Below are 18,422 nucleotides of genomic sequence, written 5' to 3'. Positions count from 1 at the left end.
GCACTTCAAATCGGCCTGGGCCGGAGCGGCGGCTGCCGGAGCCGTGCCTTTCGATTCAGCCTTCATGTCCTGCTCATCTTCTGCTGGGCTTCTTCCAGGGATTCGCTGGATTTGGCAGCGGACATCTTGATGATCGGCGAGGCGATGATGAAGGAAACGGCAGCAGCAATGATGATGCTCAGGATGACTGAGAGGGTCGAACCCTTCGGCGCCATGGCCAGATAGGAAATGAGGCTGCCCGGGGCCGGCGGACCCGAAAGACCGAGGTCGAAAATCATGTTGTAGAACAGGGCTGCGACACTGCCGCTGATGGTTGCCAGCAGGAGAGCCGGGTTCATGAGGATGTAGGGGAAGGAAATTTCGTGGATACCGCCGAGAAGGTGGATGATCAGGGCGCCGGGAGCGGACTGGCGGGTTGTATTGTCTTTGGAGAAGAACCAGTAGGCCAGGAGGACGCCTGTGCCGGGGCCGGGATTGGTTTCAATCATATAGAAGATGGACTTGCCCGTTTCGGCGACTTGTTCGGCGCCGAGGGGAGTGAAGATGCCGTGGTTGATGGCATTGTTCAAGAAGAGGACTTTAGCCGGTTCTACGAAGACACCGATGAGCGGGAAGATACCGGCCTGGAGCAGGATTTGGACGCCGGCCGTCAGGAAGGACAAGATGATGCCCATGACCGGGCCGATGAGGTAGAAGCCGAGGATGGCCATGACCATGCCCAGGATGCCGACGGAGAAGTTGTTGATGAGCATTTCGAAGCCCGGCTTGATGCGGCCGTCGACAGCGGCGTCAAATTTCTTGATGACCAGGCCGGCCAGGGGCCCCATGACCATGGCACCCATGAACATGGTGTAGGTCGTGCCGCAGATGACGCCGACCGTGGCAATGGCACCCATGATGGCGCCGCGCAAGCCGCCGACGATTTTGCCGCCCTGGAAGGCGATGAGCAGGGGCAGGACGTAGGTCAGGAAAGGTCCGACCATTTTTGCCAGCTGTTCGTTAGGCAGCCAGCCGCTGGGGATGAATAAGGCCGTAATCAGGCCCCAGGCGATGAAGGCGCCGATGTTTGGCATGACCATACCGCTGAGGAAACGGCCGAAGGATTGGACTTTTGCTTTCATGATGATTCCTCCTAAAATCTTTGGAATGAATACGTGGGACACGAGCAGTACCTGACACTCCGGATTGCACTGCGCTGCTCTCTTGATGGCTACAGTATAACTTGTGTACATATCAAAAGCAATTAAAAGTAATTTAACTTTGTCCTTTTGCAAGATGACAGGACTTGGGAAATGAGGTTTTTACAGGCTTTATCCCTACTGGCAATAACACGGTTTGTGGTATAATGAAGATGAAAAATCATGAAAAGAAGGTGTTGACATGGGGGCAAAAGCCGTGATCATCGATCACGAACCGCTAATGGCGGCGCAGTTGAAGAAGCTGTTACAGCGTGGGGATCCGTCTATCGAGGTAAAATCAATATGTTATGAAGGGGAACAAGCCATGGCTTGTCTGGCGGCTCATCAGCCGGATATCGTCTTTCTGACGCTGGAAATGCCGCGGGTCAGCGGCATGACCATTGCCAGACAGATTGAAGCGGCCAAAGGCCCTCATCCAGCCGTCGTCTTCGTCACGGGCAAGCGCGATTTTATTTCCCAAGCGCTGCGGCTCAATGTCCTCGATTATCTGGTCAAACCGGTTACAGAGGAGGAAGTGCGGCGGGTCGTCGAGAAATTCCGCGCTGTCTATATAAAAAAAGAAGCTCCTTTGCAGGAAGGAGCTTCCGAAACAGCTGTTGACAGCAGCCGACCCAGTTATGCCCGGCGTTTTTCCGTCGATGAAGGCGACAAGATCAAACTCATTTCGACGGAAGATATCCGCCTGGTCTATGCAGAGAAACGAAAAGTTTTTCTCGTTACCTTGTCGGGCAAGACGTATCCCAGCCATCTCAGTCTGGTCCAGTTTGAAAAGCGTCTGCCTGAAGAGGTGTTCTTTCGCTGTCACCGCAATTATATCGTCAACATCGATGAGGTTCAGCAAATCGAACCGTGGTTCAATCATCAATACGTCCTCATCGTCAAAGGAATGGAAGACCAGCCCGTGCCCATCGGCCGGTCGTATGTCAAGAAACTTCGGCAGTACGTCGACTTATAGACTCAGGGCAGACTCGAAATAGGTCTTGAGGATCCGCTGCAGGTGGCAGCGGATTTTTTCTGGGTCGTGCCCGAGGATGGCCTGGTAAAAAGCGTCATCGCTGACTAGGGAACTGCTGATGAAACCCAGCACGTCCGTATGGACCTGGCGATATTCGTCTTCGGGCATGATGAGCAGCAGGACAGTGGCAATGCCTTTGAAATAGTCGTCCTCAAAGGCTGGGCCGTCGGGGACGCACGTATAGAATAAGGATTGACGGATGGTTTGGGTACGGCAATGAAGCAAAGCAAAGCCCTGGTCTGGGAAAATCTGGCTGTTCAAGCATTCGCGGCGGATGATGGCGTCGAATAAGAGGGCCGTATCCTCTTCGCCTTTCGTTGCGGCTGCGGCCAGCGTATGGACGACTTGGGCAAAGGTAGACGAGGCGGGGACGGTGAATTGCTGATAGTGACGCAGAAGACCGGCCATTTCCCGGGCCAGGAGATGTGTCCGGTCCAGGGCGGATAAAAAAGTTTCTCCTGAAGGCGTGACCAGGTCCGGCGCTTTGCGGATGTGGGAATATGTATCAATTTTACCCAGGATATGTTGAAGTTCCGAACCCGTGATAAGGGGGATGTACGCAGGACGTCGGCTCCAGGAATCTGCAGGGGCAGGGTGCTGATGAAGAAATCTGTCTCTTGCAACACCGATTCTGTCAAGCTGTCCTTGCCATATGTATGGAGCTCGACATAGCTGGGCAGTTTGTTTTGAAGACGGGTCATCATCAGGCGGGCCAGGCCGAAACCGCTGGCGCAGACGATGCCGATGATGACTTTGCGGGTAAAGACTTTCTTGCCTTTGAGGCGCTCCAGGGCTGCGCCGAATGGATAGTCAAATAGCCTATTTCTTCTTCGGAAACCGTTGTATCCAAGGCCTCTGCCAAGATGGTGGCAGCGCGGCGGGATTTTTGGAAAACCGAGGCATATTCCTGTCTGATATCGTCCAGCAGGGGATTGATGATATTCAGATGGTGTTTCAAGCGCACGATAGTCGGCTGTAAATGGACGAACAGGCCGCGGATGAATTCGTCGTCACAGCGCAGGTCATAGGCATATTGTGGGTCGAAGGCATCAATCATCGCATCGATAATGCCGAGGAGAGCCGATTCATCCAGTCCGTCAGGTCCCTGCCAGGAGCTGCCGCTATAGCGGATTTTGGCGCCTTTGATGTGCAACAGCAGGTATGACACTTCGATGGCCGGCATGGACAGGTGAAACTCGTTTTCCATGCCTTTCAGGATGCGGCGCGCCAGGGCGCTGTCTTCATCATCCGGGATGGCTGGCGGGACAGCAGGTTCTTCCTGCAATTGTCCGCTGGCCACGCGTTCGATGGCGATGGCAATATGGATGACCAGACCGATTTTGGCGGCATCTGTGAAGTGGGCGATTTTTTCTTCGTGAAGTTTCTGGAGAACCGTATAGACTCGCTGAATCGTATGGCTGTTGAGCAATTTATAGATGCCTTTATCCGTCACATTCATGACGGCCTTGGTCAAGGCTTCCTGGCCATCATGGAGGTCTTTGAAATCTTCGGCAGACGTCGTTTCGCTGATGAAGCGGCGCATGGCTTCGCGGTAGTCTTTTTCACTGCCCGTAAGGACGACGCCATAGCCTTGCTTCTTCAAAACGGATAAATTATTTTTTTGCAGCCATGGGGCCAGTGCTTCCAGGTCTGAAGCAGCTGTGGCTTCACTGACACCGAGGAGCTGGCTGTAATAGAAGAGTTTCTTCGGTGTCCGGTCGCGCAGGATTTCAAAGAGCAAGTAACGGCGGCGATTCTGCTTATCGGTAAAGTCCATAGCCGATGCCGTTTGCAGGGAAGCGGCCAGTCGTTCTTTTTCTTTCTCAGGCCCGATGAGCATGAGGCCGGCCTTTTTCTTGCGCTGTAATTGCAGGCCATAAGAAGCCAGTGCGCCTGTTGTCCCGTCGAGTTCCCGTTGGACTGTCCGCTTGCTGATACCCAGGTCATCGGCCAGGGTTTGCTCCGATACAAAGTCCGTTTCCGATAGCAGGCGCTGTAAAATCTGTTGCATACGAGGTGTAAAATCCATGCTATCACCTCCGTCATCCATGGTATTCCTGTATGTCTTTGCTTTACAGTATAGCTCAGGCTGTGGAAGGCTGCAATTTAAAGTATTTTAATTTTGTCGTCATAAAAAGTGACAGCATTTTTAGAATGCATCGATTGCAGGATGAGGGAGAAAAAATGCCTCATTGTTATAGAATAATGACAGGCCATATGATATAATTTTAAGTAAGGCCTTGTAAAGAATCAGAAACAATCGTGTAAATTTTGATAAAGGCTTATTCCTATCTTTTATTTAAGGAGATCGATGACTATGGCATTTCACTTAAAGCCCAAGGAAGAAAAATTCTTTTCCCTATTGGACCAGCATGCGACGTTGAGCTATGAAGCGGCTGAATTACTGAGCCAGGCTATTAACGGCGAAGTCGCAAAAGAAACGGCGCTGGAAAAAATCGACGCTCTGGCCGACCAGGCCGATGCGCTGGTCATGGAAACGATGAAGCGCCTCCAGAAGACCTTCATTACGCCTATGGACCGGGAAGATATCCAGCAGCTGATCGATCAGCTCGATGCAGCTGTCGACAACATCAGTGAAATCATGGATAAAATGTGTATGTACCAAGTCGGCGAAGCTACGGATGGCGCTAAGCAGATGGCGACCATTACGGCGAAAGCCATGAAAGAGATCCGCAAATCCATCGGCTACATGAAGGACCTCAAGAAGAATTACCTCAAAGTCGAAGCGCGGAGCAAGAAAGTCTTGAAATTGGAACAGGACTGCGATGATTTGTACCATGAAGAAATGGCGAACTTGTTCAAGAACTGCAAGGACCCCATTGAAATCATCAAGTGGAAGGAAATCCTCCAGTCTGTCGAAGACGTCACCGATGATTGTGAAGATTTAGTCGTTACGTTCAGAAGGGTTGTATTGAAGTATGCCTGAGCATTGGTTAATTTGGGCCATCGTTTTGCTGGCCGTTCTCTTTGATTATATTAATGGCTTCCACGATACGGCCAATGCCATCGCGACGGGCGTATCGACGCGGGCCATTACACCGCGCCACGCCATCATGATGGCAGCGTGCCTCAATTTCGCCGGGGCCATGATCAGCACCGGCGTCGCTAAGACCATTGGCGGCGACCTGGTCCTCAATCCGGCTGAAATCAGCTTGGAAGTCATCGTAGCCGCCCTCATCGGCTCGATTATCTGGAATGTCCTTACCTGGTATTACCGCATACCGAGCAGTTCGTCCCATTCCCTGATCGGTGGTGTCATCGGCGCCGTCTGCATCAGCGTCGGACCGGCAGCCCTCGATATGGGCGGTATCGGCAAAATCATCTTGTCTCTGATCCTGTCGCCTGTCGTCGCCTTGGCTACCGGGTATTTCGTCATGATCGGTATCCTCTGGATTGTCCGCAAGTATTCGCCGCTGGCCCTGAACCGGCAGTTCCGCAAGATGCAGCTCTTGTCGGCCAGCCTGATGGCTTTTTCTCACGGTTCCAATGATGCCCAGAAGGCCATGGGGATCATCGCCCTGGCTCTCTTGTCCGGCGGTTATATTGAAACTATGGAAATCCCGATTTGGGTCAAGATGGCCTGCGCTACGTCCATGGCTTTAGGGACTTCGGCCGGCGGCTGGCGTATCATCTCTACGATGGGGACGAAGATCTTCAAGATGGAATCGATCAATGGCTTTGCGGCGGATTTGAACTCGTCTATCGTCATCTTTACGGCGACTTTCCTCCATCTGCCCGTCAGTACGACCCACGTCGTATCGGGCTCCATCATGGGCATCGGTTCAGCCGAACGCGTCCGCGCCGTCCATTGGGGCGTCGCCCGCAGTATGCTCGTCGCCTGGGTCGTCACCATCCCCATCAGTGCCCTTATGTCGGCAATCATTTTCAAAATTATCGATTTTCTTTAAGACTATGTTTGAGGTTTAGTGTGTGAAACTAACCACTAACCACTAACTACTAACCACTAAAAAAGCGCTGTCTTCATGGGACAGCGCTTTTTTCTTTTGAGGATGTCTACCCCAAAGTATATTATAGATGTACTTCTGGGTACTGGAGTTACAGAATTAAAACTATACTTTTTTTGTCTTTTATTGTATAATACTAAATATAGACAACAAGGGGGTAGAAATATGAGATTGAATCAGGCTACGGACTATGCCTTCCGCATGGTCCTCTATTTGGCGTCTCTCCCGGAAGGCACGAAGATTACCGGCGCGGCGCTGGCTGAAAAACAGAATATACCGGAACGTTTTTTATTGAAAATCATGCGCAGTCTCACCAAGGCTGGCATCATGAAGTCTTACCGCGGTGTCGAAGGCGGCTTCGCCCTGCAGCGGGCTCCCAAGGATATCACCCTCTTTGACATCATCGATGCCGTCGAAGGGCAGACGGAACTGCAGCGCTGTCTCCATGATATCGGCTCGTGCAGCCGCGGCTGCAGCGGCATGTGCTCTATTTATGCCGCTTTTGCCGACATCCAGCGCGACCTGGCGGCCCACCTGAAGTCCATCAACTTCGAGACACTGGCCAAACAGGAAGCCAATCTGCGCATGGTCCATGAAGCAGAAGCGCAGCTGACGGCCAAAAAAGAAGCGGCAGAAAAGTGAGCTTGTAGTACGGAGTTTGTAGAAGAGGGCTTTAAATTTAAAACCCTCCGCTAACCACTAGCCACTAAAAAGGGCTTGTCACCGACGACAAGCCCTTTTTTTTATGCCCAAAATATTGTAAAATAAGGATACCCATTTTATTTTTATTCTCGTTGTGTGGAGTGAAGCCCTATGTACCTACCCCTTCAAGGTTTCATCAGCAGCTTCCGGCTGCTCGATATATTGGATATCCTGCTCGTCGCTTTTGTCCTCTATAAATTATTCATCCTCATCCGCAATACCCGGGCCGTGGCCCTGATCAAGGGCCTGCTGGTCCTGGGCGTGGTCACTGTCGTCAGCAAGGTCCTCGACCTGCACGTCATCAACTGGATGCTGCAGCAGGGGATGACGGTCATTCTCGTCGCCCTGCCTGTCGTCTTCCAGCCGGAATTGCGGCGGGCCCTGGAACAAATCGGCCGGGGCCGTTTCTTTCGTTCCGGCCAGGTCATCAGCATGGAAGAACTGGAACGGCTCATCGATGAAATCGTGGCTATCAGTGAATCCCTGTCAAAGACCCATACAGGAGCGCTCATCGTCTTTGAACGCGAAGTAGGCCTTAACGACTACATCGATACAGGCATCGCCATCGACGGCCTGGTGTCGCGGGAACTGTTGGGGAATATCTTCATTCCCAATACGCCCCTTCACGATGGCGCCGTCATCATCCGGGAAAACCGGATCATGGCTGCCGGCTGTCTGCTGCCGTTAACGTCGGACCGGTCGCTGTCGACGGAATTAGGGACGCGTCATCGGGCGGCTATCGGCATCAGTGAACTGGCCGATGCCGTCGTCGTCGTCGTCAGCGAAGAAACGGGCTCCATTTCTTATACCTATGGCGGTCATATTTATCGTCACCTCGACGGCAATGCCCTGCGCAATGTCCTGAAGACGTTCTTGAACAGGACGCCTCAGGGCCTGGCCAATATTTTTAAATGGAGGCCTTAGCTTATGAACAAGATTGATAAAAAATGGCAGCTCAAAATAATTTGCCTCCTCTTGGCTATCGTCTTGTGGTTCGTCATCATCAACGAACAGAATCCCCTCAGTGAAGGCAGTTATACCGTACCGATCACTGTAGAGAACCTCGACTCCCAGTATATTACGTCCAACGTGCCCAAGACGGTCTATGTCCGCCTGTCGGGACCGCGCAATACGATCATCAACGTCGGCCCGTCGGATATCAAGGCCTATATCGACTTGTCCAGTGTCCAGGAAGGGGAAGTAGAGGTCCCGGTCCACATCGAGATCCCCAGCGGGACGGAGCTGAAGAAGCAGAGCATGACGTCGACGAAAATCACAGTCGATGTCTATACAGTCAAAGAATTTAAATTGACGCCCCATGTCGTCGGCAAACTGGATGACAAGGATTTCATCAGCGATTTGAAAATCGTACCGGAGAAAGTCGTCGTCAGCGGGGCGCGCCGCCTCATCCAGCACGTCAGCCAGGCAGTCGTAGATATCCCGGTCAATCAGCGCAATGGCGACTTTGCTATTATGGCGCCGATTCATTTGTATCAGGCTGATGGCACGCCTGTCGAAGGACTGGAAATGACGCCCTGGCAGAGCAATGTCAAAGTGGCCATTGCCCATGATGCCGTGGCCAAGACGGTGCCTCTCAACCTGAACGCTACGGGCCAGACGGCCTGGAAGACCGTCACAGTCCAGCCGATGTCGGTCCAGGTCCGCGGTGAAGCCGATACGCTGAAGAATATCAGCTCCATCGATTTGCCAGATATCGATGTGGAAAACATGACGGAAGAAAAGACCTGGAAAGTGCTGATTCCGCCCATTGATGGTGTCGTCATAGACCCTGATGAAGTCGACGCCACACTGCATATTAAGAAAGATGAGTAGAAAGGGAGAAGATTGTGCTTAGAGTATTGAATATCCGCACGGCTGTGCCCATGAAGAAGCCTTTGGAAGCGTTAGTTGCCAAGAAGCTCCGCTGCAGCCGCAGCGATATTTCCCGCCTTATCATTGTCCGCCGGTCCATCGACGCCCGGCGGAAACCGCGGATTTATTTCGTTTTTACGGTCGATGTGGAATTCGTCGACGAAAGCCGCGTTTGGAAGCGCTGTCGTGACAATAAGGATGTCCGCCAGCTGGCTGAGTCGCCGGCGCCGGATATCCGGCCCGGTACGCAGCCGCTTACCCACCGGCCCATCGTCATCGGGACCGGCCCGTCTGGCCTGGCGGCAGCCCTGGCCCTGGCCGAACACGGCTATGCGCCTATCGTCTTTGAACGGGGGTGTGACGTCGATACCCGCACGAAAGACGTTGAAGATTTTTGGCGCGGCGGCCCCTTCAAGGCATCGTCGAACGTCCAGTTCGGCGAAGGCGGAGCGGGGACCTTTTCCGATGGGAAATTGACGACCCGCGTCAATCATCCGCTGCTGCGGCGCATTTTGCAGACTTTCGTCGATGCCGGAGCGCCGGAAGACATTCTGTATGCCTATAATCCCCACGTCGGGACCGATGTCCTGCGCCGCGTCGTCAAGAATATGCGCCACACCATCGAGGCGCAGGGCGGCGAAGTCCATTTTTCCAGCTGTGTCACGGCAATCCATCGCGACGATAGCGGACGCATCACGTCGGTGACCGTCAACGGCTGCGATGAGTACCCGGCAGAGCTGGTCGTCATGGGTATCGGCCACAGTGCCCGCGATACGTATTACATGTTCCATGACCAGGGCATTACCCTGGAAAAGAAGCCTTTTGCCGTCGGTGTGCGTATCGAACATTCCCAGGATGTCATCGACCGGGCCCAATATGGCTGCCCGGCAGCCGACCTCGGCCTGGAACCGGCCGATTACGCCCTGGTCTATCACAGCCCGGAAGGGCGGTCGTGCTATTCTTTCTGCATGTGTCCCGGCGGTGTCGTCGTCGGCGCGGCTTCGGAAGAAGGGCGGGTCGTCACCAATGGCATGAGCCTGTACCGACGTGACAGCGGCATCGCCAACAGTGCTGTCGTCGTCAACGTCACAGCCGACGACATGGGCGGCGACAGCCCCCTGGCGGGGATCGAATTCCAGCGCCGCTATGAAGCCCTGGCCTATCAGGCCGGCGGCAGCAATTATCACGCGCCGGCTCAGACCGTCGGGGCTTTCCTCAGCCGTCCTGGAGCACCGCAGGAAGGGCCCATCCATTCCTATCGTCCCGGCGTGACCTGGACGGACCTGCATGAGGTCCTGCCAGGTTTCGTTACGACGACACTGGAACAGGCCCTGCCTTATTTTGGGCGGCGGATCCATGGTTTTGACGATGACGATGTCGTCATGACCGGCGTCGAAACCCGGACCAGCGCCCCGGTACGCATTGTCCGCGGCGAAGACCGCATGGCCCTGGGGGCGGCAGGCCTTTATCCCATCGGGGAAGGGGCTGGCTATGCCGGCGGCATTATGAGCGCTTTTTTGGATGGCCTGGAAACGGCGATTGAAATCATCCGTAAATATCAACCTTTGGAGGTAAAGTAAATGGCTAGATTGTTTGGAACTGATGGAGTACGAGGTATTGCCAATGATTCGCTGACACCGGAATTGGCATATCATTTGGGCAGAGCAGCTGCCTATTGATTTTGGGCAGAACAAAGAACACCCGACCTTTCTCATCGGCCGGGATACCCGCCGTTCCGGCACTATGCTGGCAGATATCCTGGCCGCCGGTATCGCTTCGGCTGGTGGTGACTGCTACATGGTAGGCGTCATTCCGACTCCGGCCATTGCCTACTTGACGCGGACTCATCATATGGATGCCGGCGTCATGATTTCGGCGTCGCATAATCCCTTTGAATACAACGGTATCAAGTTCTTCGACGGCTTTGGCTATAAGCTGCCTGACGAAACGGAAGACAAAATCGAAGAATGTATGCTCAAAGATGAACGGGCTGCCCTTCAGAGCCGTCCGACCGGGGCCGCTATCGGCACGATTTCGACGTGGACCGACTTGCAGCAGGAATATGCCAATTTCATCTGCAAATCGACGGATGTCGATTTGTCGGGCCTGAAAGTCGTCCATGACGGGGCCAATGGTTCCGCTTCGGTCTTGGGGCCGGAAATCCTCAAACGCCTGGGTGCCGAAGTCATTGCCATCCATCATGAACCGAACGGCATCAACATCAATGACAACTGCGGCTCTACCCATTTGGAAAGCTTAAAGGAAACGGTTCTCAAGTATGGGGCCGACGTAGGGATTGCCAACGACGGCGATGCCGACCGCTGCCTGGCTGTCGATGAAAAGGGCCAGGAAATGGATGGCGACCAGATCATGCTCCTCTGCGCCATGAAATTGAAGGCCGAAGGCCGGCTCAAACAGAATACCGTCGTCGGTACGGTCATGAGCAATATCGGTTTCCACAAAGCCCTGAAGGAAATGGGCTGCCAGACGGAAATTACGGCTGTCGGCGACCGCTATGTCCTGGAAAAGATGCGCAAAGACGGCTATTCCCTCGGCGGCGAACAGTCGGGCCATATCATCTTCCTCGACTACAATACGACTGGTGACGGCCTGCTCACGGCGGTCCAGCTGCTGAGCATCATGAAACAGCAGCAGAAGCCCTTGTCGGAACTGGCCGGATTGATGACGCGCTATCCGCAGATTTTGAAAAATGTTCGCGTTCAGACGAAATCGGGATGGGAAGACAATAACCTCATCATGGCCGCCATCTCGGCTGGCGAAGAAGAGTTGGGCGATGAAGGCCGCATCCTCGTCCGCCCGTCGGGCACAGAACCCTTGATCCGTGTCATGGCAGAAGGACCGGACCTGGAACAGCTCGAACGCATCGTCGATGACATCGCCGTCGTCGTCGAACACGAAATGGGCCCGTCTAAGTAGGTATTGACAAAACCTTGCAAATATATTAAAGTGTGGGAATGGAGTTCCTGGAACTCTTTCCTGCACTTTTTTATGCAGGCGTCTGGAAATCCTTGACGATATAATGGATAGCGCTAGTGCCTGATGGATTCAGGCAGACGAGGTAGAGAAGTATCGAAATAGTCAGCGGATGTCTCTCGGCAGCTTCAGCCGTTATATGGCGGAAAAACACGATGGTAACGTCGTCGACAAGTTCGTCATAAGAAGGAACATTTTCATATCAGGAGGATATAACTATGTGTGGTATTGTAGGTTACATCGGAGACAGAGAAGCAGCAGATTTTTTGATGGATGGACTGGCCAAGCTGGAATATCGTGGTTATGACTCGGCCGGTATCGCCGTCTACAACGACGGCGCCATCGCTGTCCGCAAAAAAGCAGGCCGTCTGGTCAATCTGGCTGAAGAAGTCAAGGCTCACCCCGTCGTAGGGACGCTGGGCATCGGTCATACCCGCTGGGCGACACACGGCGGCCCGTCGGACGTCAATGCCCATCCCCATACGGATGAAAAGGGGAACTTCGCCATCGTCCACAACGGTATCATCGAAAACTATATGGAATTGAAGGAAGAACTCCTCAAAAAAGGGTATCACTTCAAGTCGGAAACGGATACGGAAGTCGTCGCGCACCTCTGCGCCGACATGTACGACGGAGATTTCACCAGCACCGTCCGCAAGGTCCTGGCCCGTCTGCGCGGTTCCTATTCGTTGGTCTTCATGTGCAAGTTTGAACCGGATAAGATCATTTGCAGCAAGAAAGACAATCCCCTCATCGTCGGCCTCGGCCAGGGGGAAAATTACATCGCTTCGGATATTCCGGCCATCCTCAGCTACACCCGCAAGACGTACATCATGAACGATGGGGAAATCGCCATCGTCATGAAGGATAATGTCTGGGTCACGGACCTCGAAGGCAAGCCCATTTCCAAGAAGGTCTTTGAAGTCAACTGGGATGCTGAAGCAGCTGAAAAGGGCGGCTTTGAACACTTCATGCTCAAGGAAATCTACGAACAGCCGAAGGCTATCAAAGATACCATGAGCTGCCGCATCACCAAAGATGGCAAGCACGTCCATTTTGAGGAATTGAACTGGACGCCGGAAGACGTCAAATCAATCGGCAAGATTTTGATTACTGCCTGCGGTACGGCCTACCATGCCGGCCTTTTGGCCAAGTATTTCATTGAAAAACTGGCCCGCATCCCCGTCGAAGTCGACATCGCTTCGGAATACCGTTACCGCGATCCCTTGACGGACAGCAAGACCCTGTGCATTGTCATCAGTCAGTCCGGGGAAACCATAGACACCCTGGCAGCCCTGAAAGAAGCCAAACGCCGTGGCGCTCGTTCCCTGGCCGTCACCAACGTCGTCGGTTCGTCTATTTCCCGTGAAGCCGACCAGGTCGCTTATACCTGGGCTGGCCCGGAAATCGCCGTCGCTTCGACCAAGGCCTATACGACGCAGCTGGTCACGCTCCTGCTCCTGTCCCTGTACATGGGCCGCTTGAACGGGAACCTGCCCGTAGACCGGGAAGAAAAAATCCTGGCTGATTTGACCAAACTGCCGGATCAGTGCCAGGCCATCTTCGACCAGGTCGATTTCATCAAAGGTCTCTGCAGTACTTTCAAAGATAAAGAAGACGTCTTTTTCATCGGCCGTTCCATGGACTACGGCCTGGCTATGGAAGGTGCCCTGAAATTGAAGGAAATCTCCTATATTCATGCTGAATCCTATGCCGGCGGCGAACTGAAACACGGCACGTTGTCCCTCATCGAAGCCGGTGTCCCGGTCATCGCTTTGGCTACGCAGGTAGAAGTCGAAGAAAAGATGATCAGCAACATCAAGGAAGTCAAAGCCCGTGATGCCTATGTCGTCGGCGTCGTCCAGGAAGGCGATACGGAAGTCGGCAAGACCGTCGATGATTTGATCAAAGTACCGGCATCGGACGATTTCGTCGTTCCTATCCTGGCCATCATCCCCTTGCAGCTCCTGGCCTATTACATCGCTGTCAGCCGCGGCAACGACGTAGATAAACCGCGTAACCTGGCTAAGAGCGTTACCGTAGAATAAGAGATAGTTTGTAGTTCAGCGTTTGCAGTTTGTAGACGACGGTTTTAAATTTTTAAACATTCACTACAAACTAAAAACTACAAACTTCGAACTAAAAAAGAGGCTGTCCCAGCGACAGCCTTCTTTTTTGTCCCATTTATTCTCCGTTCGGCAGAATAATATCTCCTTTCGTCATGGAAAAGAGGCGGCCGTCTTCGTTTTGCCGTATACTATACTTAACGAAATGACAGTGATGATTGTAGATAGATGTGAGGTGTTGTCTTATGTCACGATTTATAAATAACCTGAAACGCCGCGTTGCTAAAGAACAGAAGAAAATCGTCCTGCCGGAATCGGAAAGCCGCCGCGTCCTGCAGGCTGCCGAACGGGTCCAGGCCGAAGGTTTCGCCCGGCCCATCCTCATCGGCCGGCCCCAGAGTATCGTCGAAGTAGCGTCAGAATATCAAATCGATATGGATGGTATCGAAATCATCGATCCCGAAACATATCCCATGATGGATAAATTCTGTGAATATTATGCTAAGCGGCGGGCCAAGAAGGGCATGACTCTTGAAGAAGCACGGAAAGTCTTGTCGGAAAATTATATTTTCTTTGCTGCCTGTCTCGTCGCCTTCGATATTGCCGACGGCATGGTCGCCGGGGCTGTCGCTACATCGTCGGAAGTCATCCGGGCGGCCCTGCAGGTCATCGGGCCCCACCCCGGCTTGTCGACGGTCAGCAGTTCCTTTATCATGATTACCGATAAACCGCAATTCGGCGATGATGGCATCTTCGTCGTCGGGGACTGCAGTGTCGTCATCGAACCGACGCCGCAGCAGTTGGCCGATATCGCCGTCAGCTGTGTCGAACGGGCCCGCCGGACGGCGCAGATGCTCGATCCGAAAGTAGCCCTCTTGTCGTATTCGACCATGGGAAGCGGTGCCGGCGAAGAAGTCGACCGCGTCCGCGAGGCCGTCCGCCTGCTGCGGGACCGCAACGTCGATTTCGAATTTGATGGGGAAATGCAGGCCGACGCTGCCTGGTGCCTCGTATTGCCCGGCAGAAAGCACCGGGATCGACGGTAGCCGGGCAGGCCAATGTCCTCGTTTTCCCGAATCTCGTTTCCGGCAATATCTGCTATAAAGTCTTGGAACATCTGGCCGGAGCGACGGCGCTGGGCCCGCTCCTCCAGGGCCTGGCCAAGCCGGTCATGGATTTATCCCGGGGCTGTACGCCTGAAGATATTACCGACGTCATCGCCATTTGCTGCAGCGATGCCATCTATATGCAGGCCGAAAAGAAACGCGATATCGCCTTTACCAGCCGCTTTGAAAAGCTCGACCGCCGCGTCGCCGTCGAAAACCGCAATATTTCCATCCAGTTCGATCCGGAAAAGTGCAAGAACTGTACCCTTTGCCGTCGGCGCTGTGCCGATGTCATGTCCATGACGGGCTATTATTCTCTGGAAAGTACGGGTGACGTGCCGATTTGCGTCCACTGCGGCCAATGTTCCCTGACGTGCATGTTCGGTGCGACGACGACTGTATCCCAGCGCGATGCCATCCAAAAGGCCATCGATGACCCGAAGAAAATCGTCATCTTCCAGACGGCACCGGCTGTCCGCGTCGCTCTTGGCGATGAATTTGGCCTGCCCTTCGGCTCCGTCGTCCAGGGCAAGATGATTGCCGCCCTGCGGGCTCTCGGCGGGGATTACGTCTTCGATACGAACTTCGGCGCTGACCTGACCATCATGGAAGAAGCATCGGAACTCCTGTACCGCATGCACAATAAGAAAGAACTCCTGCCGCAGTTCACCAGCTGCTGCCCGTCGTGGGTTGAATTTACGGAAATCTTTTTCCCTGAACTGATTCCTCACTTGTCGACGGCCAAGAGCCCGATCAGCATGCTCAGTCCTATGATCAAGACCTATTTTGCCAAACGCATGAAGATCGATCCGGCCGACATCGTGACGGTCTGCGTGACGCCGTGTACGTCGAAGAAAGCCGAAATTGCCCGGCCGGAACGGAATGCTGCCGGCCGCTATTGGAAGAAGCCGGAAATCCGCGATACGGACTACTGCATTACGACTCGTGAATTAGCGAAATGGATCAAAGACGCCCAAATCGACTTCAACAGCCTGAAGGATTCGGATTATGACCCCATCTTTGGCCAGTCTTCCGGCGGCGGTACGATTTTTGGCAACAGCGGCGGCGTCATGGAAGCGGCTTTGCGGACCCTGGTCTATTTGCAGACGGGCAAACCGGCTGACGAAGAATTTCTGCACTTTGAAGAAGTCCGTGGCCTGGAAGGCGTCAAAGAGGCGGCACTGACCCTGGATAACGATATCATCCGCGTTGTCGCCATCAGCGGTCTGGCCAATGCCCGGCGCTTCATCAACCTCATGGAAGAAAAACATTCGTGGAAGAAATACGCTTTCATCGAAGTCATGGCCTGCCCGGGCGGCTGCATCGGCGGCGGTGGCCAGCCGCGGACGAAACTGCCTCAGGAAATCCCGGCCAAACGCGCTCGCATCGAATCGCTCTATGGACTGGATGCGCTGAAACAGATACGTGCCAGCTGGGAAAACCCGGAAATCCAGACACTGTATACCAAGTTCCTGGGTGAACCCCTCAGCGACCTGTCGGAATCCTTACTGCACACGCAGTATATCAACAAGCACTACATGCTGGGCAAAGAAGATAAAGTCCAGCCAGGCGTGAGCCATTAACGTGATTAGTGGTTCGTGGCTAGTGGCTCGTGGCTTCGTAGGGGCCGTCCCAGAGGGCGGCCCGCCTCTCCTGTTAGGAGAGGTGGCCCGAAGGGCCGGAGAGGTTAAACCTCTCAGTCAGCTGTAGCTGACTGCTCCCCTATAATGGGAGCCATTGTACGAACTGCTAACAGCTAGCTGCTGACTGCTAAAAAAGCGCTGTCTTCATGCGACAGCGCCTTTTCACTTGCTTCCTTTCCCGTATGTCCTTATAATGAAAGGTAACATACATGATGCGGAAGGGAATCGATATGAGCCGGTATATTACGTCTTTGAAACAGCAGGCGGCCCAAAAGCCGCAAAGAATAGTTTTGCCTGAAAGTGATGATATCCGTATATTGCAGGCTGCCGACCGGGTATTGGCCGAGCAGCTGGCCATCCCCGTCCTTTTGGGGAAGGAAGGCGACATACAGGAACTGGCTTCACGGTATCAGCTCGATTTGGAAGGGGCTGAAGTGATTTATCCCAAGAAGTACCCTGGTTTAGAAAGCCTGGCCCAGACCTATGCGGATAAGCGGAAAGCCACTGGTATGACCTTGGAAGAGAGCCGCCGTTTTCTCTTGAATCATCCTTGTATTTTGGGGCCGCCTTAGTCGCTGCCGGGGAAGCGGCCGGCATGGTAGCCGGTATCGAAACGCCGGCGCCGGAAGTGCTCCGGGCGGCTTTGCAGCTCATTGGGACGCGGGATGACATCGATACGGTCAGCAGTTCTTTTATCGTCGTGACGGATATGATGCAGTTCGGTCATGACGGCGTCTTCGTCGTCGGCGATGGCGATGTCATTCCCGACCCGGACGAATACCAGTTGGCCGATATTGCCTGCAGCTGCGTCGAACGGGCGCGGCGGACCCTGCACATTGCCTCGCCCAAAGTGGCCTTGCTGTCGTATTCGACCATGGGCAGTGACCGCGGTGCCGGTGCCGATAAAGTCCGCAAAGCCGTGCAGATCCTGAGTGACCGCAATGTCGATTTCATCTACGATGGAGAAATGGAGGCCGACGTGGCCCTGGTCCCAGCGTATGCTGCCGATTGGGCGCCCCGCTCACCGGTGGCAGGCCAAGCCGATGTCCTCGTCTTTCCCGACCTCAATACGGGCAACATCTGCTGCAAGATGCTGGAACACGTCGCCGGGGCGACCGTCCTGGGGCCGCTGCTGCAGGGCCTGGCCAAGCCGGTCATGGACCTGTCCCGGGCGTCCACTGTCGATACCATCGTCGACACCATCGTCATCTGCTGCTGCGATGCGTGAGAATACGCAGACCGCAGTTCGCAGGCCGCAGGCCGCATCTGAGTCAGACTGACAACATCGTCTCGAGTAATCCTCGGCTCGTAGAGGAGAACTCCTCCACCGCAAGCGGTCCCCCTCCCCTTCGCAGGGGCGGCTTACGCCCCGACCGGGGCCGTCGTAGGGGCCGTCCTTTAACCTCTCAGACCGCCTTTGGCGGCCAGCTCCCCTATGAAGGGAGCCTTGGGCGACCGGCGGCCGGCGTCAAGGATTTGAAAAAAGTCCTTGACAATTCCTTTACACAGTAGTATACTAAATAAGCTGTCGGGGCAAGGCCCTGACGCAGCAGGAAGTTTGAATTTAAAAAAAGTTCAAATTAATCCTTGACAAGCTCTTCTGAGTTTGTTAAAATAAACAAGTCGTCGCGATGAAGCGATGACAACGATGACCTTTGAAAACTGAACAATGAACTGAATGAACGCCAACGTGCGAGGTTCTATTATATAGAACGTCAAACAATGAGTAATACCAATCAATAAACAAGAGCCAAACGCTCTTCCATATATCATGGAGAGTTTGATCCTGGCTCAGGACGAACGCTGGCGGCGTGCTTAACACATGCAAGTCGAACGAGA

14 protein-coding genes, 1 rRNA gene and 2 pseudogenes are annotated in these 18,422 nt (G+C 53.9%); 14 read left to right on the top strand and 3 right to left on the bottom strand.

Annotation, left to right across the window (positions count from 1 at the left end; genetic code table 11):
- Positions 1-62: 62 nt before the first annotated feature.
- Positions 63-1,121 carry a mannitol-specific PTS transporter subunit IIC gene (mtlA, locus tag NM10_RS03420; RefSeq protein ID WP_020310210.1) on the bottom strand — a complete coding sequence of 353 codons (1,059 nt, stop codon included), beginning with the start codon at positions 1,119-1,121 and terminating at the stop codon, positions 63-65.
- Between the two features lie 259 nt (positions 1,122-1,380).
- Between mtlA and NM10_RS03415 the strand changes: the two genes are divergently transcribed.
- Positions 1,381-2,154, top strand: a complete 774-nt coding sequence (locus NM10_RS03415; protein WP_014015836.1) for a LytR/AlgR family response regulator transcription factor — start codon at positions 1,381-1,383, stop codon at positions 2,152-2,154.
- Here NM10_RS03415 and NM10_RS14360 read toward each other — a convergent pair.
- Together NM10_RS14360 and NM10_RS14355 are read right to left on the bottom strand one after the other, a co-directional pair.
- A complete protein-coding gene (locus tag NM10_RS14360) occupies positions 2,149-2,622 on the bottom strand; it encodes a PTS sugar transporter subunit IIA (protein WP_239639583.1) in 474 nt (157 codons plus the stop codon). The genes NM10_RS03415 and NM10_RS14360 overlap by 6 nt on opposite strands.
- Before the next feature lie 295 nt (positions 2,623-2,917).
- Positions 2,918-4,243 (bottom strand): BglG family transcription antiterminator, encoded by a 1,326-nt coding sequence (locus NM10_RS14355; RefSeq protein ID WP_239639582.1) that lies wholly within the window; start codon positions 4,241-4,243, stop codon positions 2,918-2,920.
- Positions 4,244-4,531: 288 nt separating this feature from the next.
- Between NM10_RS14355 and NM10_RS03405 the strand changes: the two genes are divergently transcribed.
- From NM10_RS03405 to NM10_RS03350, 13 genes and pseudogenes are all read left to right on the top strand, one after another.
- Positions 4,532-5,161 carry a DUF47 domain-containing protein gene (locus tag NM10_RS03405; RefSeq protein WP_014015838.1) on the top strand — a complete coding sequence of 210 codons (630 nt, stop codon included), beginning with the start codon at positions 4,532-4,534 and terminating at the stop codon, positions 5,159-5,161.
- Positions 5,154-6,143, top strand: coding sequence for an inorganic phosphate transporter (locus NM10_RS03400; RefSeq protein ID WP_020310209.1), 990 nt, complete (start codon positions 5,154-5,156; stop codon positions 6,141-6,143). The genes NM10_RS03405 and NM10_RS03400 overlap by 8 nt, the downstream gene beginning before the upstream one ends.
- Before the next feature lie 222 nt (positions 6,144-6,365).
- Positions 6,366-6,842 carry an RrF2 family transcriptional regulator gene (locus NM10_RS03395; protein ID WP_020310208.1) on the top strand — a complete coding sequence of 159 codons (477 nt, stop codon included), beginning with the start codon at positions 6,366-6,368 and terminating at the stop codon, positions 6,840-6,842.
- 171 nt (positions 6,843-7,013) lie between these two features.
- Complete coding sequence (gene cdaA, locus NM10_RS03390) at positions 7,014-7,826, top strand: diadenylate cyclase CdaA (RefSeq protein ID WP_020310207.1); 813 nt, start codon at positions 7,014-7,016, stop codon at positions 7,824-7,826.
- 3 nt (positions 7,827-7,829) lie between these two features.
- Positions 7,830-8,735 carry a CdaR family protein gene (locus NM10_RS03385; RefSeq protein WP_020310206.1) on the top strand — a complete coding sequence of 302 codons (906 nt, stop codon included), beginning with the start codon at positions 7,830-7,832 and terminating at the stop codon, positions 8,733-8,735.
- A 14-nt stretch (positions 8,736-8,749) separates the two neighbouring features.
- A complete protein-coding gene (locus NM10_RS03380) occupies positions 8,750-10,354 on the top strand; it encodes an NAD(P)/FAD-dependent oxidoreductase (RefSeq protein ID WP_036201003.1) in 1,605 nt (534 codons plus the stop codon).
- A pseudogene (gene glmM, locus NM10_RS03375) lies at positions 10,355-11,711 on the top strand (phosphoglucosamine mutase).
- A 275-nt stretch (positions 11,712-11,986) separates the two neighbouring features.
- Positions 11,987-13,816, top strand: coding sequence for a glutamine--fructose-6-phosphate transaminase (isomerizing) (gene glmS, locus NM10_RS03370; RefSeq protein WP_020310203.1), 1,830 nt, complete (start codon positions 11,987-11,989; stop codon positions 13,814-13,816).
- Between the two features lie 263 nt (positions 13,817-14,079).
- Positions 14,080-15,002, top strand: a pseudogene (gene pta, locus NM10_RS03365) (phosphate acetyltransferase); the annotation flags it as partial.
- Positions 15,003-15,005: 3 nt separating this feature from the next.
- A complete protein-coding gene (locus tag NM10_RS03360) occupies positions 15,006-16,523 on the top strand; it encodes a [FeFe] hydrogenase, group A (protein ID WP_442852354.1) in 1,518 nt (505 codons plus the stop codon).
- 290 nt (positions 16,524-16,813) lie between these two features.
- A complete protein-coding gene (locus NM10_RS14350) occupies positions 16,814-17,155 on the top strand; it encodes a phosphate acyltransferase (RefSeq protein WP_239639581.1) in 342 nt (113 codons plus the stop codon).
- Positions 17,134-17,811, top strand: coding sequence for a phosphate acyltransferase (locus NM10_RS03355; protein WP_239639580.1), 678 nt, complete (start codon positions 17,134-17,136; stop codon positions 17,809-17,811). The genes NM10_RS14350 and NM10_RS03355 overlap by 22 nt, the downstream gene beginning before the upstream one ends.
- A 540-nt stretch (positions 17,812-18,351) precedes the next feature.
- A 16S ribosomal RNA gene (locus NM10_RS03350) occupies positions 18,352-18,422 on the top strand; the annotation flags it as partial.

Source organism: Megasphaera sp. NM10 (assembly GCF_000417505.1).
Lineage (GTDB): Bacteria > Bacillota > Negativicutes > Veillonellales > Megasphaeraceae > Megasphaera > Megasphaera intestinihominis.
This window is presented reverse-complemented; position numbering and strand designations above follow the sequence as displayed.